Raw genomic sequence first — 22,683 nt, 5'->3', positions numbered from 1 at the left:
TTGTCTTACCAGGCGGCACCGAACTGTTGCCGCAGCTCGTCGATCCGCGCCTCGTCCAGCGGCGCCGGTCGCGGCTGGCACAGCAGCCACAGGCGTGCCGTCTCTTCGAGTTCTTCCAGCACCGCCATGGCCTCGGCGGGGCCCCGGTGCCAGACGGTGGGTCCGAGCCGGTCGAGCATCACCGCCTGCAGGCGCCCGCCCGCACGCGCCGCCTGCTCGATGGCCTGGGCCACCAGATCGGCCACGTGGGCATCGCCGGGGCGGTGGTAGCCGATGCGCGGCACGTGCCCCACCTTCATGACGAAGTACGGGGTGATCGGCGGCAGCAGGTCGCCGCGCGCATCGGGCGCCTGCAGCGTGATCGCGACCGCGTGCGTCGAATGCGTGTGGACCACGCAGCCGGCCTGCGGATCGGCGGCGTAGATGCGCCGGTGAAGGGCCAGGGTCTTGCTCGCGCGCAATCCGCTGCGTTGCACGCCGGAATCGTCCACCCAGGCGAGTTCGCCCGGCTGCAGAAAACCCAAGCAGGCGTCGGTTGGCGTGATCAGGAACCCGCCGCCAGCCTCTTCTGGCACGCGCACGCTGATGTTGCCGGCGCTGGCGTGCGCGTAGCCGCGCGCGAACAGCGAGCGGCCGATGCGGCAGACCTCGGCGCGCAGCCAGGCCGTGGGGTCGTGAGCGGCGATGGCGGGCGCCTCGTTCATTGCACCTGCGCCAAGGCCTTGGCGAAGAAATCGGGGGTGCCGAAATTGCCGGACTTCAGCGCCAGCAGCAAGGGCCGGCCTGCCACCTGCGTCCACGGCACGCCCGGATCGATCATCGGGCCGATGCGCAGGCGCTGCACCGAAAGCTGCTGCACCACGGCGCCCGAGGTTTCGCCACCGGCCACCACCAGCCGTCGCACGCCGCGCTGGACCCATCCGGCCGCCACCCGCGCGAGGCAATCTTCCACCAGCTGCCCGGCGGCCTGCGCGCCCAGCTCGGCCTGCACCGCACGCACTTCCTCGGGCGCGGCGGTGGCATAGACCAGCACCGGCGTCTCGCCCTGCGCCGCCGACCAGTCCAGCGCCTGGGCCGCCACGTCCTCCCCCGCGGCCAGGGCGCGGGCCTGCACGCGATAGGCCGGGCGGCCCTGCGCCAGCCAGTGCGCCACCTGCTCGCGGGTGGCGCTGGAGCACGAACCGGACAGCACCCCCGCGCTCCCGCCGACCGCCGGCAGGCGGGCCGCCTGCGCGTCAGGGCGCAGCAGGCCTTGTGCCTCGTACACGGCCGGCAGCGCCAGCGCCAGGCCCGAGCCCGCGGTGACCAGCGGCAGCTCGGCGCAGGCGCCGGCCAGGGTGCGCAGGGCGGCGTCGTCGATGGCATCGACCACGGCGAAGCGCGCGCCGGCGGCGCGCAAGGCATCGAAGTGCGCGCGCAGGGCCTGGGGCCCCCGGGCCACGACCGGGTGCCCGGCCAGCGCGACCCGCCCACGGCACTGGGCCTGCAGCACGCGCACGAGGTTGGCATCGGTCATGGGCGTCAACGGGTGCTCGCGCATGCCGGAGTCGCTGAGCAACTGGTCCCCCACGAACAGGTGGCCCCGGAACACCGTGCGCCCGTTCTCGGGGAAAGCCGGGCAGGCAATGGTGAAGTCGCTGCCCAAGGCGTCCAGCAGGGCCTCGGCCACCGGACCGATGTTGCCCTGCGCGGTGGAGTCGAAGGTGGAGCAGTACTTGAAATAGAACCGGCGTGCGCCACCGGCCTGAAGCCAACGCAGGGCCTGCAGCGAGTCGCGCACGGCCTGCGGCGCCGGGCAGGTGCGCGACTTGAGGGCCACCACCACCGCGTCGGCGTCCTCGGGCGGCGGGCCCTCGGGCACGCCGATCACCTGCACGGTGCGCATGCCGGCGCGCACCAGCATGCTGGCCACGTCGGTGGCGCCGGTGAAGTCGTCGGCGATCACGCCCAGGATCATGCGTCGCCCTCCCCGCCCGGCAGCGTGAGGCCGGCGAGCGCGGCGTAGTACTTGACCACCGCCGAGTCGTCCTCGGCGCCGTGGCCCATGGCCGCGGTCGCCAGGTACAGCTGGTGGGCCGAGGCCGCCAGCGGCAGCGGAAACGACAGCTTGCGCGCGGCATCGAGCACGATGCCCAGGTCCTTGACGAAGATGTTCACCGCCGAGCGCGGCGTGTAGTCGCCTTCGAGGATGTGCGGCACGCGGTTCTGGAACATCCAGCTCATGCCGGCGCTGGCGCAGATCACCTCATAGAGCTGGCGCGCATCGGCGCCTGCGCGCAGGCCCAGCGACATCGCCTCGCAGGCGGCCGCGATGTGCACGCCGGCCAGGTGCTGGTTGACCATCTTGACCGTCGAGCCGATGCCCGCGCGATCGCCCAGGCGCCAGACCTTGCCGGCGAAGGAGTCGAGCAGGCCGCCCGCCGCCTCGAAGGCTTCGGGCAGCCCGGACGCCATCACCGTCATCTGGCCTTCGGCGGCCTTCGTGGCGCCGCCGGAGACCGGTCCGTCGATCAGGTGCACGCCGCGCCCGGCCAGGCGCGCTTCCCACTGCGGCGGCAAGACCGGGTCCACGGTGGCCGACGCCACCACCACCGCTCCCCGGCGCAGGCGCGTGGCCAAGCCGTCGGGGCCGAACAGCACGTCTTCGGTCTGGGTGGCGTTGACCACCAGCAGCAGCACCACATCGCAGTCCGCCACGTCGGCGGCGCGGGCGACGGCACGGCCACCGGCCGCCTCGAAGGCAGCGCGGGCCTCGGTGCGCGGGTCGCAGCCGACCACCGGCACGCCCCGGCGCAGGGCCGAGACCGCCGCGCCCAGGCCCATCGAGCCCAGGCCGACGACGCCCAGCGTTCGCGCCTGCGCCGGTTCCTGTTCCTTCGCGGTGGCTCCCCCGGTCATGCGCCGCCTCCGGCCTGCAGGTGCCGCGCCCGGGCCTGCAGGGCGTCGAGCAGGGTCTGTCGCACGCCCCGGTCGGCCTGCTCGATGCGGCGCACCGCATTGACCATGTGCCGCACCGCGGCGCGGCGGGCGGCGGCGGCGTCGCCCCGGGTCACGGCGCGGGCGATGGCCGCATGCTCGGCGCGCACCTGCCGCATGAATTCGCCATGCGCGGCTTCGTTGGCGCGCGTGAGCCGGATCGCGTCGAGCTGGTACTGCTCCAGGAAATCGAGCAGGTGCTCGAACTGCGGGTTGTCGGTGGCGCGCGCGATGGCCCGGTGGAACTGCAGGTCCTGCGCCACGCCGTCTTCACCATTGGACACGGCGGCGTCGATGGCAGCGAGCGCGGCCTCGATGGCGGCGGACTTGGCTGGGGTGATGCGCGCAGCGGCCAGCGCGGCGATCTCGCCTTCCAGCGAGCGACGGACCTCCACGATGTGCAGCACAGCCGTGAGGGAGGTGAGCACCGCCGGATCGAAAGCCAGCGAGCGCGCCTGCTCCCCGGGCACGGCAACGAAGGTCCCCGACCCTTGTCGCAGGCGCAGCAGCCCGATGGACTTGAGCCGGCTCACCGCTTCGCGCACGACGGTGCGCGAGACACCGTACTCCAGCATGATGCGCTGCTCGGTCGGCAACTGGTGGCCCGGGGGCCAGTCACCCGAATCGATCCGCTCGCGCAGCTTGGCCGCCAGCCGGTCGCTCAGGCGATCGGGCTGCAGGAACGACGTGGTCTGGAGACTGGACCGGGAGGGCGGCACGGGAACGCGTACGGATGAAGTTGTCGGGTCATCGTACGAATCCCGAGCGCGCCACGCCTTGGTAGTTTCCCGTGCCGCACCGCTGGGAGGCACGTGGCGGACGGCGTATGCTTGCCATCACCTTGGCTTGGAAGCGGCTGCTATGCACGACCATCTCTGGCGAGACAACTGGATCGAGTTCAAGGCGCGCTTGATGGCGCAATGGGAACACCTCACCCACCACGAGCTGGACACCGCAGCAGACAAGCGTGAGCACGTCCTGCGGCACATCGAGCACCGCGAGGGCGTGGATCGGCCGGAAGCGGAACGGCGCTTGCGGGAAATCGAAACCAAGCGCTGACGCGCCCGGCGCGCGGCGCGTCAGCTCGGCGCCGACTCAGTTCGCCGGTGCGCCCTGGTTTGCCGTGCTCTCCTGCAGCGCCTGCAGCAGGGCCTTGGCGCCTTCGGCCGACGAGGCGGGGTTCTGCCCAGTGACGAGCAGCCCGTCGGTGACGACGTGCGACTGCCAGTCGGCACCCTTGCTGTACTGGCCACCGTTGGCCTTGAGCATGTCCTCGACCAGGAAGGGCACCACTTGGGTCAGCCCCACGGCCGCTTCCTCGCTGTTGGTGAAGCCGGTCACGCGCTTGCCCTTGACCAGCGGCGTGCCGTCGGGTGCCCGCACATGGCGAAGCACGCCGGGCGCATGGCATACGGCAGCGACGGGCTTGCCCGCGGCCAGCGTGGACTCGATCAGCGCGCGCGAGTCCTGGCTCTCGGCCAGGTCCCACAGCGGACCGTGGCCGCCGGGATAGAACACCGCGTCGAATTCGTCTGCCTTCACCGAGGCCAGGGGCTTGGTGCTGGCCAGGGCCTGCATCGCGTCGCGGTCGGCGCGGAAGCGCCGGGTGGCTTCGGTCTGCGCGTCGGGCTCGTCACTCTTGGGATCGAGCGGCGGTTGCCCGCCCTTGGGGGAGGCGAGCACCAGTTCGGCACCCGCGTCCTTGAACACGTAATAGGGCGCGGCCAGCTCCTCCAGCCAGAAGCCGGTGGGCTTGCCGGTGTTGCCGAGTTGGCCGTGCGAGGTGAGGACCAGGAGGATTTTCATGGGGGCACTCTTCGCTCGAAAGTGAGGGGGGGCCGATGGTAGGTGGCGACCCGCGGCTGGGCTTGTAGGCTTCGACGCCGCACCGACCGATGCGCCCCGGTCGCGTGCAAGAATCCGCGGCATGCGCGGCCTCCTCCATGACTCGTCCACATGGCGTACCGGCTTGCGCGCGGTGGTGCTGGCCGCGCTGCTCGGCAGCGCCGGGCTGCCCGCAGGCGCCCAGGTGGCGCCCTCCCCCGCCGAGGTGGCGGCCTACCAGGGGCTGCACGCCGCAGCGCACCGCGGCGACATCGAACTCATCGACAAGCTCGTGGCCGCGAAAGCCGACCTGAACGCACGCGATCGCCACGGCCGCACGCCCCTCCACGTCGCCACCTTCGCCAGGCAGCACGCCGCCATCCGCGCCTTGGCGCGCGCAGGCGCCGGGCTGGAACTGCTGGAACACGACCGCTACGACGCGGTCACCATCGCCTCGGTCGCCGATGACGTGGAGACCCTGGACCTGCTGCTGTCGCTGGGCGCGAGCGCGAAGCTCACGACCAGCCGCTACGACGGCACCGCCCTGATCGCCGCCGCGCACCTGGGCCACGACGGCGTCGTGCGCCGCCTGATCGCCGCGGGCGCGCCGCTGGACCATGTGAACAACCTGCACTGGACGGCTGTGATCGAGGCGATCGTGCTGGGGGATGGGGGGCGGCGGCACCAGGCGACGTTGAAGGCGCTGATCGATGCCAAGGCGGATTTGCAGCTCGCAGACCGGGAGGGGCGGACGCCATTGCAGCTGGCGCGGGGGCGGGGGTATGGGGAGATGGTGAGGATGTTGGAGGGGGCGGGGGCGAGGTGAGTTGAGCTTCGGGCACTCCCCGCGTATGGCGCGCAGCCATGCACTCCTAGCGCTTCGACCTGCACCTCTCCACTGCCGCCCCGATGATTGCCCACTGAAGCAATCCGGCGGCAAAGAATGGCAGCCACACGGCGAAAGCGTTCGAAAACCCGGTTTGAGACATCGAACCGAACTCAGACTGGTTCAGGCCGATGCCGACCAGGATGCTGGACGGAAATGAGGCCACGTACATCAGCATCCCAAGCTCCCCACCCGGCAGGGCATCGCCTGCGACGGGCAGGAAGGAGACCAGGACTGCCAGGGAAAAGAGCGTCCAAGCTCCAACGATGACGAAACCCATCCGTAAGCGCATTTCAACTCCTTAGACCAACAGGCACTGCCAAATCTCGGCGAGTCGGCTTCCCGATCTGCACCCATCTGGCGCCCCGATTCGGCGGTGTGTCCCGGCACGTTCGAGGGTCATGCAACAAGTCTAGACCCGTCCCTGCTTCTTTCGCCACTCTGGTGGCACGACAGGTGCTGCTCCTGGCCCCTCCCTAGCGATGGATGCGCATCCATCATCGGATTCCAGCAACTCGGTTGCGACATGCGGTCTGAATAGCGATCGAATCTGCGGGCTCGACCCGCGCGATGGAAAAAAACGCCGCATCAGCGGCGCTGCTTCTACACAGGCTCTCTCATTGGCCCTGCTTCGGCGTCCACCACGCCCAACACGCACAGCTCGCCGCTGCGGATGTGGGGCAGCGAGCCGGTATGGAGGTGCCGCGGTGGGCAGGTGGCCTGTGAAAGCCGCTCCCCTGCTGGCGCGTGAGCATGCGGCTCAACAGGCGTCCTTGCGCCTAGAGTGGAAGCCACGTCAAGGAGAAGACTTCGATGCCATCCTTTCCTTCGTTGCCGTCGGATGAAGCCGTGCGCGTGTTCGCTCCTGCGGTCCGCAATGCAGACGTGCCCGCTCATTCGCCTGCCCATTCAGCCTGAGGTGACCGCGTGGAGACGATCAAGCAGACTTTCGGCGTGGTGGGTTCCATGGTCGAGGCCGTGGGTGTGGCCGTCATCCTCCTGGGCTTCACCGCAGCACTGGCCGCTTCAGTGCCGCGGCTGCTTTCGCAAGGGTTTGTGCCGGCCTACCAGGAACTGCGGACCAACCTGGGCCGCTCGCTCATCCTCGGCCTGGAATTCCTGATCGCAGGGGACATCATCCGGACCGTGACCTTCACCCAAACCCTGGAGAGTGCAGCGGTGCTGGCCGTGATCGTCGTGATCCGCGTGCTGCTGGCGTTGACGCTGGACTTCGAGATGGGCGACCGTCCGTTCCGGCGTGGCGGTCCACCGGCCGATTGAGCGACGCCCATCGTGTCCCCGCCAATGCAAAAAAAAGCGCCGCGAAAAGCGGCGCTTTCTTCATCCGAGCTCGCTCACTGCCCCTGCTTCGGCAGATTCAAACTCTGCAACACCGGCAGCCACCGGTCCGCCTCCGTCCTGACGAACTGATCCAGTTCCTCCGGCGTGCCGCCGCGCGGCTCCATGCCGATGGCCTGGGCCCGCTCCACGAAGGCCGGGTCGGCGATCACCTCGTTCACGGCCTTGTTCAACTTCTGGATGCTGTCCTTGGGCGTGCCCGCGGGCACCGAGAGGGAATACCACAGGGTGGCTTCCAGGTCGAAGCCCTGCTCCTTGAAGGTGGGGGCCTCGGGCACCTGCGGCATGCGCTTGCTGTCCATCACGCCCAGCACGCGCAGCTTGCCGCTGCGGATGTGCGGCAGCGATCCGGTGATGGAGGTGCCGTGGATGTCGATGTTGCCGCCCAGGAGGGCCTGCACCGCGGGCGCGTCGCCGCTGAAGGGGATGTGCGTGGTGCTGATGCCCAGCGACTTCTCGAAGCTCATGGGCGCCAGGTTGGTGAGGATGGCCGCGCCGGGCGAGCCGCGGTTGATCTTGCCCGGGTTCTTCTTGGCGTACTCCACCATCTCCTTGATGTTCTTGTACGGCAGGTCGGTGCGCCCGACGATGATGGCCGGCTGGTAGGCGATCTGCGTGACCGGGGCGAAGTCCTTGCGCGGGTCGTAGGGCAGCTTGTCGTAGAGCACCGTGTTGTTGGCCAGCGTGCCCAGCGAGGACACCAGCACGGTCTGCCCGTCGGGGCGCGAGCGCGCCACGTGGTCGGCGGCGACGATGCCGCTGGCGCCCGGCTTGTTCTCCACCACGGTCTGCATGCCGCGCTTGGTCAGCTCCGCGGCGAGCAGACGCACGTACTGGTCGGTGCCGCCACCGGCGGGGAAGGGAACGATCAAGCGCGTGGCCTGCTGGGCCTGGGCGGTGCCCAGGGTGGCCATGAGGCCGAACAGCACGCCGGAAAAGAGCCTGCGGGAAATCACATTTGTCTCCTTGGTCCCCTGTGGCGGGGCACGGATGTGGAATCGGGATACGCCGGTACGCAGCCGGCAAGGGCTTGGCGGGGCCAGTCTAGTGGCCGCGTGGACGGCCGGATCGGCAAGGTGTGCAAAGCTGGTTTACAGCGCCCGCACGCGGCCCGGCTATTCGCCCGACGGACGGTCAGCCGGATCGCGCAGCTCGTCGGCGAGGAAATCGACGAAGGCGCGCACCTTGAGCGGCAGCGACCGGCTCTGCCGGAACACAGCGAACACGCCGTTGGAGAACGTTCGGACCGCGAAGCGGTACTCGGGCAGCAGGCGCACCAGCGTGCCGTCCTGCAGGCAGGACTGGATGGTGGGCGCCGACAGCAGCGCGACGCCCATGCCGCCCATGGCGGCCAGGCGCAGCAGCTCGCCGTTGTTGCAGCTGAGGGCCCCCTGGATCGGCAGCTCCTTCTGCTCGCCGCCTTCGTCGAGGTACTTCCAGCTCGTGGCCTCCCGGTCGCGCCGGTAGGTCAGGCAGCGCACCTGCAGCAGGTCGGCCGGGTGCTTGATGCGCGGATGCGCCGCCACGAACGCCGGGCTGGCGACCAGCACCTCGTCGCTGCTCAGCAAACGGCGGATCACGAAACCCGAGTCGTTGGATTCGCCGGTCCGGATGTCCACGTCGAAGTCGTGCTCCACCAGGTTCACCGGCTGCTCCGACAGCTCCATCTCCAGCTGGATGTCCGGGTACTTGCGCGCGAAGGCGGGCAGCAGCGGCGCGACCACCCGCAGCCCGATCTGGGTGCGCGAGTGCACGCGCAGCCGTCCTTCCGGGCGCTGGCGCGTCTGGCGGGCCGCCTGCTCCGCCTCGGCCATGGCCTCCAGCACCTGCTCGGCCCGCACCAGGAAAGCCTGGCCGGCCTCGGTCATGCGCAGGTTGCGGCTGGTGCGGTCCACCAGCTGCACGCCCAGCTCCTCCTCCAGCGCGCTGATGCGCCGCGAGATGGTGGCCGGCGACAGGCTGAGGGCCCGGGCGGCGGCCGAGAGGCTGCCCTTGCGCTGCGTGGCGACGAAGATGCGCAGGGAGTCGAGGGCCTTCATAGGGACAGCGGCCGCGCCTGTCGCCCGCGCCGGTACCTGGAGGAACCGGCGCCCGCGAACGGTCCCTTGGCGACCATGCCTTCCGGTGCCATGCAGCCATCCGGACTGGGTCCGACGTTCACGAAGACCTTGCCCATGCTCACCCCGATCCGCGCGTACGTGCAGCGCGGATCGCATTATCTGGTGGCCGGCAGGTCCGCGGCCCGGGCGCTGGCGCTGGCGCGCCGCCCGGGCCTCAGGCCGGCCGGCCGGACCGCTGCTGCGCCGGCACGGCCAGCCATCGGTCCATGGCGGCGGCGAGCGCTGCCGCATCGATCGGCTTGGTGAGGTAGTCGTTCATGCCCATGGCGAGGCAGCGCTCCCGGTCCTGGGCGATGGCGCTGGCGGTGAGCGCCACGATGGGCACGGTGATGCCCGCCGCGCGCAGTCGGCGGGTGGCCTCGAAGCCGTCCATGACCGGCATCTGGCAGTCCATGAGCACGAGGTCGAAGGCCTGCGCCCGGCACAAGTCCACCGCCTGCTGGCCGTCGGAGGCCGTGGTGACCTGCGTCCATCCGAGCCGGTCCAGCAGCGCAGTGGCGACGAGCTGGTTCACGTCGTTGTCCTCCACCAGGAGGATGGATTGGTTCCTCCTCCTCGCGCGCTGCTGGTTCGCGGCGTCAGCCATCGGCGGCACGGCGCTCGCCTCGGTGCACGGTATGTCGAGCGTGAAGCAGGAGCCGCCTGCGGGGCCGGGCCTGAACCGCACGTCGCCGCCCAGGAGGTTGGCGAGGTCGCGCGAGATGGCCAAGCCCAGGCCCGTTCCTTCGTAGGCCCGCGTCGAGGAGGTGTCGGCTTGCGAGAACCACTTGAACAGCTTGTGGCGGTCCTGCTCGGCGATGCCGATGCCGGTGTCCCTGACCGCGAAGCGCAGTCGCCTTTGCGGGCCATCCGCATCGACGGACACGTCGAGCGAGAAACCACCTTCGCGCGTGAACTTCAGCGCATTGCCCAGGAGGTTGAAGAGGATCTGGCTCAGGCGCTGGCGGTCGCAGTGGATGGAGTCCGGGACATCGGGGCCCACCTGCATCGTGAAGCTCAGGCTTTTGTCCATGGCGGCCGTCCTGAAATAGTCCGCCGTGGTCTCCAGCAGCTCACGCAGGCTGAAGTCGATCGGCTGCACCACCATCTGGCCGGCCTCGATCTTGGAGAAGTCGAGCACGTCGTTCACGAGTCCGGAGAGCGCGTCCGCACAGCTCTTGATCGCCCGGACGTAGCTGGCTTCCAGGGCCGGGAGCGCCGCACTCGTGAGCAGGCTGGTCAGGCCGATGACGCCGTTGAGCGGCGTGCGGATCTCGTGGCTGATGGTGGCCACGAATGCGGCCTTGGCGCGGTTGGCGGCTTCAGCGGCCGCCGCGGCACGGCGGCTTTCTTCCAGTGCCTGCCTGATGGTCTCGGTGCGCGTGATGTCCCGCTGCAGGCCGATGTAATGGGTGATGCTGCCCGATGCATCGCGCAGCGGCGACAGCGTCAGCTCGTTCCAGAACGACTCGCCGCACTTCTTGTAGTTGCGAAGCTTCACCGTGACGGACTCCCCGCCTTGCAGGGCGGCGCGAAGTCGCTCCATCTCCGAAGACTCGGAGTCCGCCCCCTGGAGGAAGCGGCAGTCCCGTCCGATGACTTCGCCGGGCGCGTAGCCGGTTATCGCATAGAAGGCCGCGTTGGCATAGATGATCGGGATCGAGCCCGGCGCCTGCACCCGCCCGATCGTGATGCTGGTGTCCACCGCCCGGACCGCTTCGGCCAGGAGCAGGTTCGAGGCATCGAGGTCCGACCGGCAGGCGACCATCGGCGCCGTGCGCTGCAGCGCATCCTCACCGGAGGGGAATCCGCCGGCGCGACGGGTAGGACAAACTGAAGCTGTCATCGCAGGAACAGACATGAAGCGGCCTGGCGCGGGAAAACCCCCTGGGTCAAGCATGTGTCGCCACCAACTGCAGCCGCGCGGACGGGAGCGGCTGCGCGCGCGCAGCGCCAGCCGCGGCGTGCGCGAACGACAGGCCTGCGTCCGCAGTCTCGCGGTCGGCCAGCTTGAAGGCGGAGACCGATTCCAGCAGTTCCTGCGCCTGGGCGCGCAGGCTCGCTGCCGCGGCGGCACTTTCCTCGACGAGTGCAGCGTTCTGAGCGCGCTCCGACTCACCGGCGGCCTCCAGCGCTGCGACACGGCGGGTGGCATCGACGGCCCGGTCCTCGATGACCTTGATGGCCCCGTACATCTCGCGCAGCCTGGTCGCATCGGAGGACTTGGCGATCATGGCTTCCAGGGGCGCGGCGGGCTGCGCATAAAAGCGCGCGAGCTGGTCGATGGTGCTCACTTCCTTCGCGCGGTCGTCACTGGCAGGCGCCAGGACCACGTCGCGGATGGCGATGGCGCGGTCGTGGGCGGATCCCCTGAAATTGATGGCGAAGCGCTGGATCTGGGAGTGCTCGGTGCTGTTGTCGGTCAGTGCCGTGCGGATGGTCGAGACCTTGACCAGCGACAGGGCAGTCAGTCCGAGCAACAGCAGGACCAGGACACCGAAGTTGGCATACAGGCGGTGGGCGACGCTGAGGCGGGTGAAGGACAAGGGCAGGCTCACTGAGGGTGGGTGGACGTGGCGGCAGCGTTACCGGGTGTGCCGGTCCGCTCGGGCGCGCGCCGCGCCCGGCGGGTCAAGGAAGGACGGATACGGCCGGGTCGCGGGCGCAGGGACACCGAAGCACCCGCGTCGGGCGTCAAGCCAAGTGTTTTGTCTATGACAAATAGGTCAATTTCATCGAGATCACCGGCCCCCACCGGGCCAGCGGCAAACCCCGAAGTGCAGGCTATTTGCTCATTTTCAGAGGGGATATAGGCTAGGCGCGGAGACTGGGTGGGCTGCATAGACGGACGCGACTTTAACATTTTGTACAGGACAATGAGACAGACGCGCCACCGATGACGCCAGCACCAGAAACGCTTTTCATGCGATGGGCCGCGCGGTTCTCGTGCTAGCCGAGGCAGGCTCGCCGGGGGGACGGCGGCACGGCGGCCGGGCGCGCGCACGGGCGCCTTGCCCGCAGGAAGCCGCGGGCATGAAGGACTGGATGTTTCAGGTTTCGGGTGCCGGCGTCGCCGACGCCGGCAGGCGGATCAGGCGCCGCGCCTGCGCCCGCGGCGCACTGGTGCTGGCGCAGGCGCCTCGCCTGGCGCCTGCGGCGCCGCCGCTTCCTCGTAGCCCAGCGCCTTCGACAATCCCGCGGCCGATTCGCGCAGGGCTGCGACGACAGGCCCGCTCCAGCGGTGGTCGAAGCTGCCGCGGTAGCCCAGGATGGTCACGCTCAGCACCAGCCGCCCGCGGTGGTCGAAGACGGGCGCGGCGAAGGCGCTCATGCCCTGCATGAAGTCGCCCTGCGCCCTGGCGATGCCGCGCCGTCGCACCTGCTCGATGGTCTCCACCTCGTCGCCTTCGGTGTCGGCCTCCTGGCCGGCCTTGGCGGCGTACTCGCGCACCAGCTCCTCGGGCATGAAGGCGGCGAAGACGCGCCCAGTGGCCGAGCGGTACAAGGGGAAGACCGAACCCAGGCCGACGTTGACCATGACCGGGTGCGCGGGCTGCTCCCAGCGGACCACCGTGGGGCCGAAGCTGCCCCACACGGCCACGGCCACGGTGTGCCCGGTCTGCGCGCACAGGCGCTCGGCCTCGCGCGTGGCCAGCGAAATGGGCTCCAGCGTGGCCAGGCACGACAGGCTGAACTCCAGCGCCACGGGGCCGATGCCGTAGAGGCCCGTCTCCTCGTCCTGCGAGACGAAGCCTGCGCGCATGAAGCTCACCAGGTAGCGGTGCGCCTTGCCCGGCGACACGCCAGCCTGCTCGGCCACCGCCGTGAGCTTCATGGGCCGGCGGTGGTGCGCCAGCACCAGCACGAGCGCGAGCCCGTTCTCCAGGGACTGGACGCCCGCCTGGGTGCGTTCTGCGTCATCGGAATCGGCAACTGGCATGGATGTGCCCGACTGTAAGTGAAGGCCGCCCGAGGGTTGACACCAATGGGCGGCGACGGGCCTGATTTTATGATTCGCGGAAATCATTTCTGCAAATCGTAAAAACACCATGCTCACGGGCGACATGCTCAGGCGCTCCGCCACCCGCTTCCCGGACAAGCCGGCCATCGTGTTCCGCGGGCCTGCCGGCGTGCGCCGCGTGAGCTACCGCCAGCTCGACGCCGACGCCGACCGCCTCGCCAACGCGCTGCTGGCCCTGGGCCTGCCCCGGGGCGCCACCGTCTCCATGCTCTCGCGCAACCTGCCCGAGTACGGCACGGTGTTCTTCGGCGTGGCGCGCAGCGGCCTGCTGCAGAACAACATCTCAGTGCTGTACGCGCCGGAGGAACTCGCCTGGGTCCTGAACAAGTCGCGCACGCAGGTGCTGATCTTCGACGCGGCCTTCGCGGACAAGGTCGCCGCCATCCGCGCCGAGTGCCCGGGCATCCGGCACTACCTGTGCATCGGCGACTCGGCGGACGCGCCCAGCCTGGCGACCTTCCTGGAAACCGCCAGTGCCGAGCCGCCCGCGGTGCAACTGGACGAGCGCGAGGCCTTCTGCATGACCTACACCGGCGGCACCACCGGCCGGCCCAAGGGCGTGCTGATGAACCACCGCGCCCGCGCCATCACCGCGCACACCGTGGTGGTGGAGGAGCACCTCACGGCCGAGGACGTGGTGGGCATCGTCACGCCCCTTTTCCACGTCGCGGCGCTGAACATCATGTTCCAGCCGGCGGTGCTGATCGGCGCCACCTCGGTGTTCGTCACGCCCTGGTCGGCCGACGCCTACCTCGACGCCGTGGAGGAAGAAGGCATCACCGCCGCCTTCATGGTGCCCACGCAGGCCAATGCGTTGGCCATCCACCCGCAGCTCGAATCGCGGGCGCTGGCCAGCTGGACCAAGCTGTCCTTCGCGGGTGCGCCCATGCCCGACTGGGTGCAGGTGGAGCTGATGCGCCGCCTGCCGGGCCTGAGGCTCACGCAGATCTACGGCCAGTCGGAGATGGGCGTGATCGCCGCCCTGCCGCACACAGCCCTTCCCGCCAAGCTGGGCCAGGTGGGCCGCCAGCCCTACAACGTGGACGTGGCGGTCCTGCGCAGCGACGGCACGCGCGCGGCCGTCGGCGAGCTGGGCGAGGTGGCCTCGCGCGGCGACAACCTCATGATGGCCTACTACGACGAGCCCGAGCAGACCACCGGCTTCTTCCGCGTGGGCGGCGGCTGGGGCCTGTCGGGCGACATCGGCGTGATGGACGCCGACGGCTACCTCACGCTGGTGGACCGCGCCAAGGACATGCTCATCTCGGGCGGCGAGAACGTCTATCCCAAGGAGATCGAGAACGTGCTGTACGAGCTGCCGCAGGTGGCCGAGTGCGCGGTCTTCGGCATCCCCGACGACAAGTGGGGGGAGGTGCCGGCCGCCTACCTGCAGCTCAAGCCGGGCCAGGCCCTGAGCGAAGCCGAGGTCGTCGCGCAGTGCGAAGCCAAGCTGGCGCGCCTGAAGCGCCCGCGCCTGGTGAAGTTCGTCGACGGCTTTCCCAAGACCCCCATCGGCAAGATCCAGAAGAACGTGCTCAAGGAGCCGTACTGGGAAGGCCGCAAGAAGATCTAGTCCCCGGGACTGAAAGGAACACCATGCAGAACGCCGCGCCCTACGCGCACTACGAAGCCCTGGCGCTGCGCCGCCATGACCACGGCATCCTGGAGATCGTCATGGGCGCCGACCAGAGCCCCAACGGCAAGCTCTCCACCGCCGACCACCGCATGCACCGCGAGCTGTCCACCATCTGGCAGGACATCGACCGCGACCCCGAGGTGCGCGTGGCCATCATCCGCGGCGAGGGCAAGGGCTTCTCGGCCGGCGGCGACCTGGGCCTGGTCGAGGACATGGCCAATGACTTCAACGTGCGCGCCCGCGTCTGGCGCGAGGCGCGCGACCTGGTCTATGGCGTCATCAACTGCTCCAAGCCCATCGTGTCGGCCATGCACGGGCCGGCCGTGGGCGCGGGGCTGGTGGCGGGCCTGCTGGCCGACATCTCCATCGCATCGAAAACCGCGCGCATCATCGACGGCCACACCCGCCTGGGCGTGGCTGCCGGCGACCATGCGGCCATCGTGTGGCCGCTCCTGTGCGGCATGGCCAAGGCCAAGTACTACCTGCTGCTGTGCGACGCCGTCTCCGGCGAGGAAGCCGAGCGCATCGGCCTGGTGTCGCTCACGGTGGACGAGGCCGATCTCGTGCCCCGCGCCTTCGAGGTCGCCCAGCGCCTGGCGCAGGGCTCGCAGACCGCCATCCGCTGGACCAAGTACGCCCTGAACAACTGGCTGCGCCTGGCCGGGCCGAGCTTCGACAGCTCGCTCGCGCTCGAGTTCATGGGCTTCTCCGGCCCCGACGTCTATGAAGGCGTCGCCTCGCTGCGCGAGCGCCGCGCCCCGCGCTTCGAGCCGGGTTGTCCTTTCTGAGGGCCGCGCCATGCGCATCGACCTGCAGGGACGGACGGCACTGGTGCTCGGCGGCACGCGCGGACTCGGCTGGGGCTGCGCGCAGGCGCTGGACGAAGCCGGCGCGCGCGTGATCGTCAACGGGCGAGACGCCTCGCACGGACAAGCGGCAGCGGACCAACTGGCCAGCGGCCACTTCGTGCCCGGCGACGTGGGCGACGAGGCGCAGCGGCGCGCGCTGGTCGCCGCGGTGGACGCCATCGGCGCGCCGGACATCATCGTCACCAACGCGGGCGGACCGCCGGCCGCGCCTTTCGAAGAGACCGACGCCGCGCAATGGCGGCGCGCGCACGAGCAGAACATCCTGGGGCCGCTGGAGCTGGTGCGCCACTGGTTGCCCGCCATGCGCGCGCGGGGCTTCGGGCGCGTCATCAACATCACTTCCTTCGTCGTGAAGGAGCTGTACCCGAACATGGCGCTGTCCAACAGCGTGCGCGTGGGCCTGACCGGTGCCATGGGGTCGATCGCCCGCGAGGTGGCCGGCCAGGGCATCACGGTCAACGGCATCCTGCCCGGCCTCATGGACACCGGCGCCCTGCAGCGCGTGATCCGCGACCGCGCGCAAAGGCAGCAGATCGGCGAGGACGCGGTGCGCGCGCAGATGGCGCAAAGCATTCCCGTGGGGCGCCTGGGGACCGCGGCCGATTTCGGACCGCTCTGCGCCTTCCTCGCCTCGCCCCAGGCGGCCTACATCACCGGACAGAACATCTGCATCGACGGCGGGCTGACCCGCAACGTCATCTGACAGGCCCCGGCGCATCCGCGCCACGACAACCAGGAGACAAGCCCATGACCCCCTTCCGTTCCACCCTGCTCTCGGCCGCGCTCGCGCTGGCCCTCGCACCTCTGGCCCAGGCCCAATCGGGCGGCAGTGACGGCACCGTGCGCATCGGCGTGGTCACCGACATGACCGGTGCGCTGTCCGACCTGTCGGGTCGCGGCTCGGCCACCGCCGTGCGCATGGCCGTGGAGGACTTCGGCGGCAAGGTGCTGGGCAAGCCCATCGAAGTGCTGGAGATGGACCACCAGAACAAGCCGGACATCGCCTCCAGCAAGGTGCGCGAGTGGTTCGACCGGGAGGGCGTGGACATGGTGACCGACCTCACCAACTCCGCGGTGGCCCTGGCGGTGATGAACGTGGCCAAGCAGAAGGACCGCATCGCCATCGTCAACGGCGCGGGCGCCACGCGCATCACCAACGACGCCTGCACGCCCAACAGCGTGCACTACGCCTGGGACACCTACGCCATGGCCAACGGCACGGCGCGCGCACTGCTGAAGAAGGGCGGCGACAGCTGGTACTTCCTCACCGCCGACTATGCCTTCGGCCACCAGAGCGAAAAGGACGTGACCGAGGTGGTCAACGCCAACGGCGGCAAGGTGCTGGGCAGCTCGCGCCACCCGCTGGGCGCGAGCGATTTCTCCTCGTTCATGCTCTCGGCCAAGAACTCCGGCGCGAAGATCATCGGCCTGGCCAACGGCGGGGCCGACACCATCAACGCCATCAAGTCGGCGCAGGAGTTCGGGGTCGATCCGAAGAAGCAGAGCCTGGCGGGCCTGGCGGTCTTCATCACCGACATCCACAGCGCGGGCCTGCAGGCCTCGCAGGGCCTGATCCTCACCGAGGCCTTCTACTGGGACCTGGACGAACAGACCCGCCAGTTCGCGCGCCGCTACTTCGAGCGCATGAAGAAGATGCCCACGGCCATCCAGGCGGCCAACTATTCGTCCACCCTGCACTACCTCAAGGCCGTGAAGGCCGCCGGCACCGACGCCGCAGCGCCCGTCATGGCGAAGATGAAAGGCACGAAGGTGAACGACTTCTTCGCGAAGAACGGCACCATCCGCGAGGACGGCCGCATGGTGCACGACATGTACCTGGTGCAGGTCAAGCAGCCCGGCGAATCGAAGCATCCCTGGGACTACTACAAGGTGCTCGCCACCATCCCCGGCGACGAGGCGTTCCAGCCGATCGCCAAGTCCACTTGCAGCCTGGTGAAGAAGTAGGCGAGCGGAGCGCGGAACGCCGTTCGACTGAGGCACCTTCCCCCTCCGGGGGAAGGCTGGGATGGGGGCCTCGCGCGAAGCAGCGTGGTCGGCGTTCGTGGCCCCCTCCCCTGCCCTCCCCAGAGGGGGAGGGAGTGGACAGGCTCACACCACCCCCGCCTCCCGCAGGGCGCGGATCTGCGCGTCCTCGTAGCCCGCCTCGCGCAGGACCTCGTCCGTGTGCTGTCCACAGCCCGGCGCGGCGCTGCGCACCGAGCCCGGCGTGCGTGAGAGCTGCACCGGCTGGGTGATGAAGCGGCGCTTGCGACCGCCGGCGCTGGTCGCCTCGGCCACCACGTCCAGGTGCCGCACCTGCGGATCCTCGAACACCTCGGGCACGGAATAGACCGGCCCGGCCGGCACGCCCGCGCGGTTCAGGGCCTCGACCCAGTGGCTCACGGGCTGCGTGCCCAGCACGCGCTCGATCTCCACCGTGAGCGCGGCGCGGTTCGCGATGCGGTCCTTCACGTCGAGGAAGCGCGCATCCTCCATCCACCCGGGCTGCCCCAGCACCTCGCAGAAGCGCCGCCAGTTGCCGCTGCCGGCCACGCCGATGTTGACCTGTCCGTCGCTCGCGCGGAACAGGCCCATGGGGCTGGCCGTGGGATGGTCGTTGCCGCAGGCCACGGGCACCTGGCCTTCGTTGAGCCAGCGCGCGGCCTGGAAGTCCATCATGGCGATCTGCGCGTGCAGGAGCGAGGCCTGAACCCATTGGCCCTGGCCCGATTGCTCGCGTTCCAGCAGCGCCGCGAAGATGCCCAGCGCCAGGTACAGGCCCGCGCTGGAATCGGCCACGGCGATGCCCGCGCGCACCGGGCCGTGTTCGGGAAAGCCGGTCACCGACATCAGCCCGCCCATGCCCTGGATCACCTGGTCGAAGCCGGGCCGGCCGGCGTAAGGCCCGTCCTGGCCGAAGCCGGAAATGCTGGCGAGGATCACGCGCGGGTTGATGGCGCGCAGCGACTCGTAGTCGATGCCCAGGCGGTGCTTCACATCGGGGCGCCAGTTTTCCACGACGACGTCGGCATCGCGAACCAGGCGCTGCAGCACGGCACGGCCCTGCGGGTGCTTGAGGTTGAGCGTGAGCGAGCGCTTGTTGCGGTTCAGGTTCTGGAAGTCACTGCCCTCGCGGCTGTCCACGAACATGTTCTCGTTGTCGTCCACGCCGGGGGGCGGCTCGATGCGCACGACGTCGGCGCCGAAGTCGGCCAGCATGCGCACGCAGGTCGGCCCGGCGCGCACGCGCGAGAGGTCGAGGACGCGCAGCTTCGCCAGGGCCTGGCCGGCATGGATGGCAGGCATGTTCAGCGCCCCTTCCACCGAGGCTTGCGCCGCTCGGCGAAGGCGCGGCGGCCCTCGGCGAAGTCTTCGCTGGACATGGTGCGGTCGATGCGTTCGCGCAGTCGCGCCGCATCGAATTCGCCGCGCGCCAGCTCGTTGAGGGACTGCTTGGTGGTCTCCAGCGCCAGGGGCGACAGCGTGGCGATGTGCCGCGCGAGCGCGTCCACGCGGGCGGCCAGTGCCGCGCGCGGATGCAGCTCGCTCACGTAGCCCACGCGCAGCAGGGTCTCGGCGTCGAGGGGCTCGGCCGTGAGGAAGGCGCGCTTGGCCACGCTCACGCCCAGCCGGGACACGTAGCGCTGCAGCCCGCTCGGGTAGTAGTGCAGCCCCAGCGCCGCGGCCGGCATGCGCATCTCGATGCCTTCGGCCGCCAGCGCGAGGTCGCAGGCCAGCACCAGATCGGTGGAGCCGCCGTACACGCTGCCCGCCAGCATGCAGATCGTCACCGGGCGCAGGCGCTCCAGCGCCTGCACCACGTCCTCGAACTCGATGGCGGGCCGGCCGCCGTCGAACTCGCCCGTGTGGTAGCCGGCGCTGAAGACCGGCCGCTCGGCCAGCACCTGGGCGTCCAGCACCAGCACGCGGACGGAAGCGTCGCCGTCCACGCGCCCGAAGGCCTCGACCAGCAGGGCCAGGTCCTCGTTGTGCAGGCGGTTGCGGTGCGCCGGGCGGCGCAGCGTGATGCGGGCGACGCCGCCCGCGATGTCGAGCGAGGGTGGAAGGGACTGGGATTCAGGAGTGCTCATGGCTCACGGAAGAAGAAGTGGAAGGCTGGCCGGCCGGCGGGGCCGAGCGCAGCATCAGCACGGCACCCGCGCCGGCCACCCCGGCCAGCGCCAGGTAGCCGGACGCGTGGCTCGCGCCCTGCGCCAGCCACAGGCCGAACAGTACCGGTGCGACCAGGCCGCCGCCGAAGGTGAAGAACTGCACCGCGCCGGCGCTGGCCGCCAGCTCGTGCGGCTCGACCGAACGCACGATCTGGGCGAAGTACACGCCGTTCCAGCCCATGCTGGTGGCGCCGCAGGCCATGACGGCCACGGCCAGCAGGGATGTGGGGGCGGAAGCCGGCAGCAGCGCGAGCAGCGTGAAGCTCGCCGCCGCGCCGACGCCGAGCGCCGCCAGCACGGTGCGCGGGCTGGCCCAGCGGTCGGACAGGTACCCGGTGCCGACCCGCACGAAGACGCACACGAGCTGCGAGGCAGAGAGCAGACCCGCGGCCACCCCCAGCGGCAGTCCGCGCTCCAGGTGCAGCAAGGCGACCACGAAGGTGAGAAAGCCCAGCTGCGCCATCGCATAGGCGAAGGAGCCCAGGCTGAGGTTGCGCAGGCCCGGGCGGCGCAGCACGAGGCGCATGGCCTCACCCCAGCCCGCCTGTGCGGGTGCGGGCGCCGCATCGCGGGCATCGCGGGCATCGAGACTGCGCGCCACCCGCTGCAGCAGCAGCGCGAGGACCAAGCTGGAGGCGCCGGCCGCGAACAGCGAGGCCTGCCATCCCAGCACCGCCAGGCCCAGCGGCATCAGCAGCCCCGCCAGTCCCACGCCGATGGGAACGCCCGTCTGCTTCAGCGCGAAGAAGAGGCCGGCCGATCGCAGGGGCGCGTGTCGCCCCAGGATGTCCGCCGTCGCCGGGTTGGTGCTGCCGTAGCCCGCGCCCATGACGATGGCGGCGAGCAGGAAGAGGCCGGGCTCACCCACCGCCATCAGCAGCAGGCCGGCCGCCATGCAGGCCATCGCCGCCTGCATGAGCCGCGTCGCGCCGTGGCGCGCCACCCAGGCGCCGCTGCCCAGGCCCGCGAGCATGGCCAGCGCGTAGGCCAGTCCCGTGAACAGGCCCACCCGCTCGGGCGCCAGGCCGAGTTGCGGCGCCACCGCAGGGGCCAGCACGGGTGCGACGCTGAGCGAGAAGGTCGCCAGCACCTGCGTGGCCAGCGTGGCCTGAAGCCCCAGCCAGGGCCGGCGCGGCGGCGCGCTCATGGGCGCCCCGCGGCTTCTTCCAGTCGCCAGGTGGTGGTGAGCTCGAAGCGGCCCACCGGATGCACGTTCACCGAGACCGACAGCAGCCGGTCGCCGCGCCCGAGGTAGAAGCGGCGCACCAGCAGGCCCGGCGACTTGGCCCGCACGCCCAGCACGCGGGCGCTGTCGGCCGGCACCGCGACCGCGCCGACCACCTGCTGCGCCTCCAGGATGCGCTCGCCGCCGTACTTCTCCACCAGGCCGAAGACCCAGGCCTGCCCGCGCTCCAGCTCCTCGCGCATGCCGGCCGCCTCGGGCCGCACGTACACGCGCATGTGCACGATGGGCTCACCGCCGAGGGTGGCGTAGCGGCAGGTGTCCAGCTCCAGCCAGTGCTCGCCCTCGCCGCAGCGCAGCTGCGCGGCCAGCGCCTCGTCCGCATCCACCCAGCGCGAGCCCAGGACCTCGAGGCGCGTGCCCCGGGCGTAGGCCATCAGGTCCCCCAGCGTGGACAGGGACGCCACGTACTGCTTGTCCCCGCGGGCCGCCCGCACCCGCGTGCCCACGCCCTGGTGGCGCGAGACCAGGCCCATCTCGCACAGGTGGCGCACGGCCTCGCGCACGGTGTGGCGCGAGACGGCGAAGCGCTGGCACAACTGGGGTTCGGGGGGCAGCAGCGAGCCGACGGGGTAGCGGCCTTCGCGGATCTCTCGCACCAGCGTGTCGGTCAGCTGCTGGTAGCGCGGGCCGCGCGCGGCGGCGGCCTCTTCGGTCATGGGAGTCTCGGCGTTCACGGCCGCGATCATGCCAAGGCCCGCCGGGTCAATACATGTAGTGGCCGCCGTTGACGTGGATCACCTGGCCCGAGATGAAGCCGCCGCGCTCGGCGCACAGCAGCTCGCAGGCCGCGGCCACCTCCTCCACCTTGCCGTAGCGGCCCAGGGGAATTTCCTTCTCCAGCTGCTCGCGCTGCTGGTGGGTGTACTGCGACCAGTCGCGCACGGTGTCGATGGCGCCCGGGGCCACCGTGTTCGCGGTGATGTTGTCGGGGCCGAATTCGCGGGCCAGCGCCATGGCCAGGCCGTGCAGGCCGGCCTTGGCCGTGATGTTGTGCGCGCGGTGCGTGACCTGGCCCCAGAAGCCGTCGAAGCCGGAGATGAACACCAGGCGCCCCCAGCGCCGCGCCTGCATGTGCGGGATGGCGTGGCGCGCGAGGTAGAAGGCGGCCGACAGGTTGGTGCGCAGCACCTCGTCCCACTGCTCGGGCGTGATCTCCAGGAAAGGCTGCTTGCGGCGGATGCCGACGTTGGAGACGACGATGTCCAGCGAGCCGAAGCGATCGACGGCCGAGCGCACCAGGCGCGCGACGTCCTCGTCGCGGCCCACGTCGGCCATCACCCCCGCCGCCTCGCCGCCCTGGGCCTCGATCTCGGCCACCACGCCGTCCACCGCCGCGGCGTCGCTGTGGCCGTTGACGACCACGCGCGCGCCCTGCGCGGCCAGTGACAGCGCGATGGCGCGGCCGATGTTGCGGCCGGAGCCGGTGACGAGGGCCACGCGGCCGGACAGGGGCGAATGGGAACGGTCTGCGGTCATGGCGTGCTGGTTTGACAGGCGAACGGGGAGGAGCATAACATGCGGACGTCCGGACGTTTAGGCCCCTTCCATGCCCGCGGCCGGCAGCGACTGCATTCATGTTCACGAGAGACCGAGCC

General features: G+C 70.3%; 23 protein-coding genes. 7 read left to right on the top strand and 16 right to left on the bottom strand.

Going from position 1 to position 22,683, the window contains the following annotated elements:
* Window positions 1-5: 5 nt before the first annotated feature.
* From EZ242_RS01340 to EZ242_RS01325, 4 genes are read right to left on the bottom strand one after another with little or no spacing between them, the layout of a single operon-like run.
* Window positions 6-704: a class II aldolase/adducin family protein gene (locus tag EZ242_RS01340; RefSeq protein ID WP_135283307.1), complete on the bottom strand. Its 699-nt coding sequence runs from the start codon at window positions 702-704 to the stop codon at window positions 6-8.
* A complete protein-coding gene (gene otnK, locus EZ242_RS01335) occupies window positions 701-1,957 on the bottom strand; it encodes a 3-oxo-tetronate kinase (protein ID WP_135283306.1) in 1,257 nt (418 codons plus the stop codon). The genes EZ242_RS01340 and otnK overlap by 4 nt, the downstream gene beginning before the upstream one ends.
* Complete coding sequence (gene ltnD / locus EZ242_RS01330; protein WP_135283305.1) at window positions 1,954-2,898, bottom strand: L-threonate dehydrogenase; 945 nt, start codon at window positions 2,896-2,898, stop codon at window positions 1,954-1,956. Before ltnD ends, otnK begins: the two co-directional genes overlap by 4 nt.
* The gene (locus EZ242_RS01325; protein WP_240786940.1) at window positions 2,895-3,695 is read right to left on the bottom strand and encodes a FadR/GntR family transcriptional regulator; all 801 of its coding nucleotides are present in this window, start codon (window positions 3,693-3,695) and stop codon (window positions 2,895-2,897) included. Before EZ242_RS01325 ends, ltnD begins: the two co-directional genes overlap by 4 nt.
* A gap of 142 nt (window positions 3,696-3,837) precedes the next feature.
* On the opposite strand from EZ242_RS01325, the gene EZ242_RS01320 reads away from it, so the two are divergent.
* Window positions 3,838-4,035, top strand: coding sequence for a CsbD family protein (locus EZ242_RS01320; protein WP_135283304.1), 198 nt, complete (start codon window positions 3,838-3,840; stop codon window positions 4,033-4,035).
* A gap of 36 nt (window positions 4,036-4,071) precedes the next feature.
* Here EZ242_RS01320 and EZ242_RS01315 read toward each other — a convergent pair whose 3' ends face one another.
* Window positions 4,072-4,782, bottom strand: coding sequence for a type 1 glutamine amidotransferase domain-containing protein (locus tag EZ242_RS01315; RefSeq protein ID WP_135283303.1), 711 nt, complete (start codon window positions 4,780-4,782; stop codon window positions 4,072-4,074).
* A 121-nt stretch (window positions 4,783-4,903) separates the two neighbouring features.
* Between EZ242_RS01315 and EZ242_RS01310 the strand changes: the two genes are divergently transcribed.
* Window positions 4,904-5,626 (top strand): ankyrin repeat domain-containing protein, encoded by a 723-nt coding sequence (locus EZ242_RS01310; protein ID WP_135283302.1) that lies wholly within the window; start codon window positions 4,904-4,906, stop codon window positions 5,624-5,626.
* A 46-nt stretch (window positions 5,627-5,672) separates the two neighbouring features.
* Here EZ242_RS01310 and EZ242_RS01305 read toward each other — a convergent pair whose 3' ends face one another.
* The gene (locus EZ242_RS01305; protein WP_135283301.1) at window positions 5,673-5,966 is read right to left on the bottom strand and encodes a hypothetical protein; all 294 of its coding nucleotides are present in this window, start codon (window positions 5,964-5,966) and stop codon (window positions 5,673-5,675) included.
* A gap of 647 nt (window positions 5,967-6,613) precedes the next feature.
* Here EZ242_RS01305 and EZ242_RS01300 point away from each other — a divergent pair.
* Window positions 6,614-6,967, top strand: a complete 354-nt coding sequence (locus EZ242_RS01300; protein WP_205960573.1) for a DUF1622 domain-containing protein — start codon at window positions 6,614-6,616, stop codon at window positions 6,965-6,967.
* 74 nt (window positions 6,968-7,041) lie between these two features.
* Here EZ242_RS01300 and EZ242_RS01295 read toward each other — a convergent pair whose 3' ends face one another.
* The 5 genes from EZ242_RS01295 to EZ242_RS01280 form a co-directional block, all read right to left on the bottom strand.
* A complete protein-coding gene (locus EZ242_RS01295; RefSeq protein ID WP_240786939.1) occupies window positions 7,042-8,001 on the bottom strand; it encodes a Bug family tripartite tricarboxylate transporter substrate binding protein in 960 nt (319 codons plus the stop codon).
* A 159-nt stretch (window positions 8,002-8,160) separates the two neighbouring features.
* Window positions 8,161-9,084 carry a LysR family transcriptional regulator gene (locus tag EZ242_RS01290; RefSeq protein WP_135283300.1) on the bottom strand — a complete coding sequence of 308 codons (924 nt, stop codon included), beginning with the start codon at window positions 9,082-9,084 and terminating at the stop codon, window positions 8,161-8,163.
* Between the two features lie 235 nt (window positions 9,085-9,319).
* Window positions 9,320-10,990, bottom strand: a complete 1,671-nt coding sequence (locus tag EZ242_RS01285; RefSeq protein ID WP_167784601.1) for a response regulator — start codon at window positions 10,988-10,990, stop codon at window positions 9,320-9,322.
* A 46-nt stretch (window positions 10,991-11,036) separates the two neighbouring features.
* The gene (locus tag EZ242_RS21885) at window positions 11,037-11,690 is read right to left on the bottom strand and encodes a hypothetical protein (protein WP_167784600.1); all 654 of its coding nucleotides are present in this window, start codon (window positions 11,688-11,690) and stop codon (window positions 11,037-11,039) included.
* A gap of 545 nt (window positions 11,691-12,235) precedes the next feature.
* Window positions 12,236-13,084: an IclR family transcriptional regulator gene (locus EZ242_RS01280; protein ID WP_167784599.1), complete on the bottom strand. Its 849-nt coding sequence runs from the start codon at window positions 13,082-13,084 to the stop codon at window positions 12,236-12,238.
* A 109-nt stretch (window positions 13,085-13,193) separates the two neighbouring features.
* On the opposite strand from EZ242_RS01280, the gene EZ242_RS01275 reads away from it, so the two are divergent.
* From EZ242_RS01275 to EZ242_RS01260, 4 genes are read left to right on the top strand one after another with little or no spacing between them, the layout of a single operon-like run.
* Window positions 13,194-14,738 carry an AMP-binding protein gene (locus tag EZ242_RS01275; RefSeq protein WP_135283297.1) on the top strand — a complete coding sequence of 515 codons (1,545 nt, stop codon included), beginning with the start codon at window positions 13,194-13,196 and terminating at the stop codon, window positions 14,736-14,738.
* A gap of 23 nt (window positions 14,739-14,761) precedes the next feature.
* Complete coding sequence (locus EZ242_RS01270; RefSeq protein ID WP_135283296.1) at window positions 14,762-15,589, top strand: enoyl-CoA hydratase/isomerase family protein; 828 nt, start codon at window positions 14,762-14,764, stop codon at window positions 15,587-15,589.
* A 10-nt stretch (window positions 15,590-15,599) separates the two neighbouring features.
* Entirely contained in the window at window positions 15,600-16,373 is a 774-nt protein-coding gene (locus tag EZ242_RS01265) for an SDR family oxidoreductase (protein WP_135283295.1), read from the top strand.
* A gap of 44 nt (window positions 16,374-16,417) precedes the next feature.
* Entirely contained in the window at window positions 16,418-17,635 is a 1,218-nt protein-coding gene (locus EZ242_RS01260; protein ID WP_135283294.1) for an ABC transporter substrate-binding protein, read from the top strand.
* A 144-nt stretch (window positions 17,636-17,779) separates the two neighbouring features.
* Here the strand turns inward: EZ242_RS01260 and EZ242_RS01255 are convergent, their stop codons facing one another.
* The 5 genes from EZ242_RS01255 to EZ242_RS01235 are packed head-to-tail and all read right to left on the bottom strand — an operon-like array spanning window position 17,780 to window position 22,564.
* Entirely contained in the window at window positions 17,780-18,976 is a 1,197-nt protein-coding gene (locus EZ242_RS01255) for a CaiB/BaiF CoA transferase family protein (protein WP_135283293.1), read from the bottom strand.
* 2 nt (window positions 18,977-18,978) lie between these two features.
* Window positions 18,979-19,761, bottom strand: a complete 783-nt coding sequence (locus EZ242_RS01250) for an enoyl-CoA hydratase/isomerase family protein (RefSeq protein ID WP_135283292.1) — start codon at window positions 19,759-19,761, stop codon at window positions 18,979-18,981.
* Entirely contained in the window at window positions 19,748-20,989 is a 1,242-nt protein-coding gene (locus EZ242_RS01245; RefSeq protein ID WP_135283291.1) for an MFS transporter, read from the bottom strand. The genes EZ242_RS01250 and EZ242_RS01245 overlap by 14 nt, the downstream gene beginning before the upstream one ends.
* Entirely contained in the window at window positions 20,986-21,762 is a 777-nt protein-coding gene (locus EZ242_RS01240) for a GntR family transcriptional regulator (protein ID WP_167784598.1), read from the bottom strand. The genes EZ242_RS01245 and EZ242_RS01240 overlap by 4 nt, the downstream gene beginning before the upstream one ends.
* A gap of 28 nt (window positions 21,763-21,790) precedes the next feature.
* Entirely contained in the window at window positions 21,791-22,564 is a 774-nt protein-coding gene (locus EZ242_RS01235) for an SDR family NAD(P)-dependent oxidoreductase (protein WP_135283289.1), read from the bottom strand.
* Window positions 22,565-22,683: the final 119 nt, after the last annotated feature.

It is taken from the genome of Ramlibacter rhizophilus (genome assembly GCF_004681965.1).
GTDB lineage: Bacteria > Pseudomonadota > Gammaproteobacteria > Burkholderiales > Burkholderiaceae_C > Ramlibacter > Ramlibacter rhizophilus.
This window is presented reverse-complemented; position numbering and strand designations above follow the sequence as displayed.

What these genes read in the sequence shown, in the direction of transcription:
- EZ242_RS01340 (WP_135283307.1), bottom strand. Translation starts at nt 704, where the DNA reads ATGAACGAGGCGCCCGCCATCGCCGCTCACGACCCCACGGCCTGGCTG.
- otnK (WP_135283306.1), bottom strand. Translation starts at nt 1,957, where the DNA reads ATGATCCTGGGCGTGATCGCCGACGACTTCACCGGCGCCACCGACGTG.
- ltnD (WP_135283305.1), bottom strand. Translation starts at nt 2,898, where the DNA reads ATGACCGGGGGAGCCACCGCGAAGGAACAGGAACCGGCGCAGGCGCGA.
- EZ242_RS01320 (WP_135283304.1), top strand. Translation starts at nt 3,838, where the DNA reads ATGCACGACCATCTCTGGCGAGACAACTGGATCGAGTTCAAGGCGCGC.
- EZ242_RS01315 (WP_135283303.1), bottom strand. Translation starts at nt 4,782, where the DNA reads ATGAAAATCCTCCTGGTCCTCACCTCGCACGGCCAACTCGGCAACACC.
- EZ242_RS01310 (WP_135283302.1), top strand. Translation starts at nt 4,904, where the DNA reads ATGCGCGGCCTCCTCCATGACTCGTCCACATGGCGTACCGGCTTGCGC.
- EZ242_RS01305 (WP_135283301.1), bottom strand. Translation starts at nt 5,966, where the DNA reads ATGGGTTTCGTCATCGTTGGAGCTTGGACGCTCTTTTCCCTGGCAGTC.
- EZ242_RS01290 (WP_135283300.1), bottom strand. Translation starts at nt 9,084, where the DNA reads ATGAAGGCCCTCGACTCCCTGCGCATCTTCGTCGCCACGCAGCGCAAG.
- EZ242_RS01285 (WP_167784601.1), bottom strand. Translation starts at nt 10,990, where the DNA reads ATGACAGCTTCAGTTTGTCCTACCCGTCGCGCCGGCGGATTCCCCTCC.
- EZ242_RS01280 (WP_167784599.1), bottom strand. Translation starts at nt 13,084, where the DNA reads ATGCCAGTTGCCGATTCCGATGACGCAGAACGCACCCAGGCGGGCGTC.
- EZ242_RS01275 (WP_135283297.1), top strand. Translation starts at nt 13,194, where the DNA reads ATGCTCACGGGCGACATGCTCAGGCGCTCCGCCACCCGCTTCCCGGAC.
- EZ242_RS01270 (WP_135283296.1), top strand. Translation starts at nt 14,762, where the DNA reads ATGCAGAACGCCGCGCCCTACGCGCACTACGAAGCCCTGGCGCTGCGC.
- EZ242_RS01265 (WP_135283295.1), top strand. Translation starts at nt 15,600, where the DNA reads ATGCGCATCGACCTGCAGGGACGGACGGCACTGGTGCTCGGCGGCACG.
- EZ242_RS01260 (WP_135283294.1), top strand. Translation starts at nt 16,418, where the DNA reads ATGACCCCCTTCCGTTCCACCCTGCTCTCGGCCGCGCTCGCGCTGGCC.
- EZ242_RS01255 (WP_135283293.1), bottom strand. Translation starts at nt 18,976, where the DNA reads ATGCCTGCCATCCATGCCGGCCAGGCCCTGGCGAAGCTGCGCGTCCTC.
- EZ242_RS01250 (WP_135283292.1), bottom strand. Translation starts at nt 19,761, where the DNA reads ATGAGCACTCCTGAATCCCAGTCCCTTCCACCCTCGCTCGACATCGCG.
- EZ242_RS01245 (WP_135283291.1), bottom strand. Translation starts at nt 20,989, where the DNA reads ATGAGCGCGCCGCCGCGCCGGCCCTGGCTGGGGCTTCAGGCCACGCTG.
- EZ242_RS01235 (WP_135283289.1), bottom strand. Translation starts at nt 22,564, where the DNA reads ATGACCGCAGACCGTTCCCATTCGCCCCTGTCCGGCCGCGTGGCCCTC.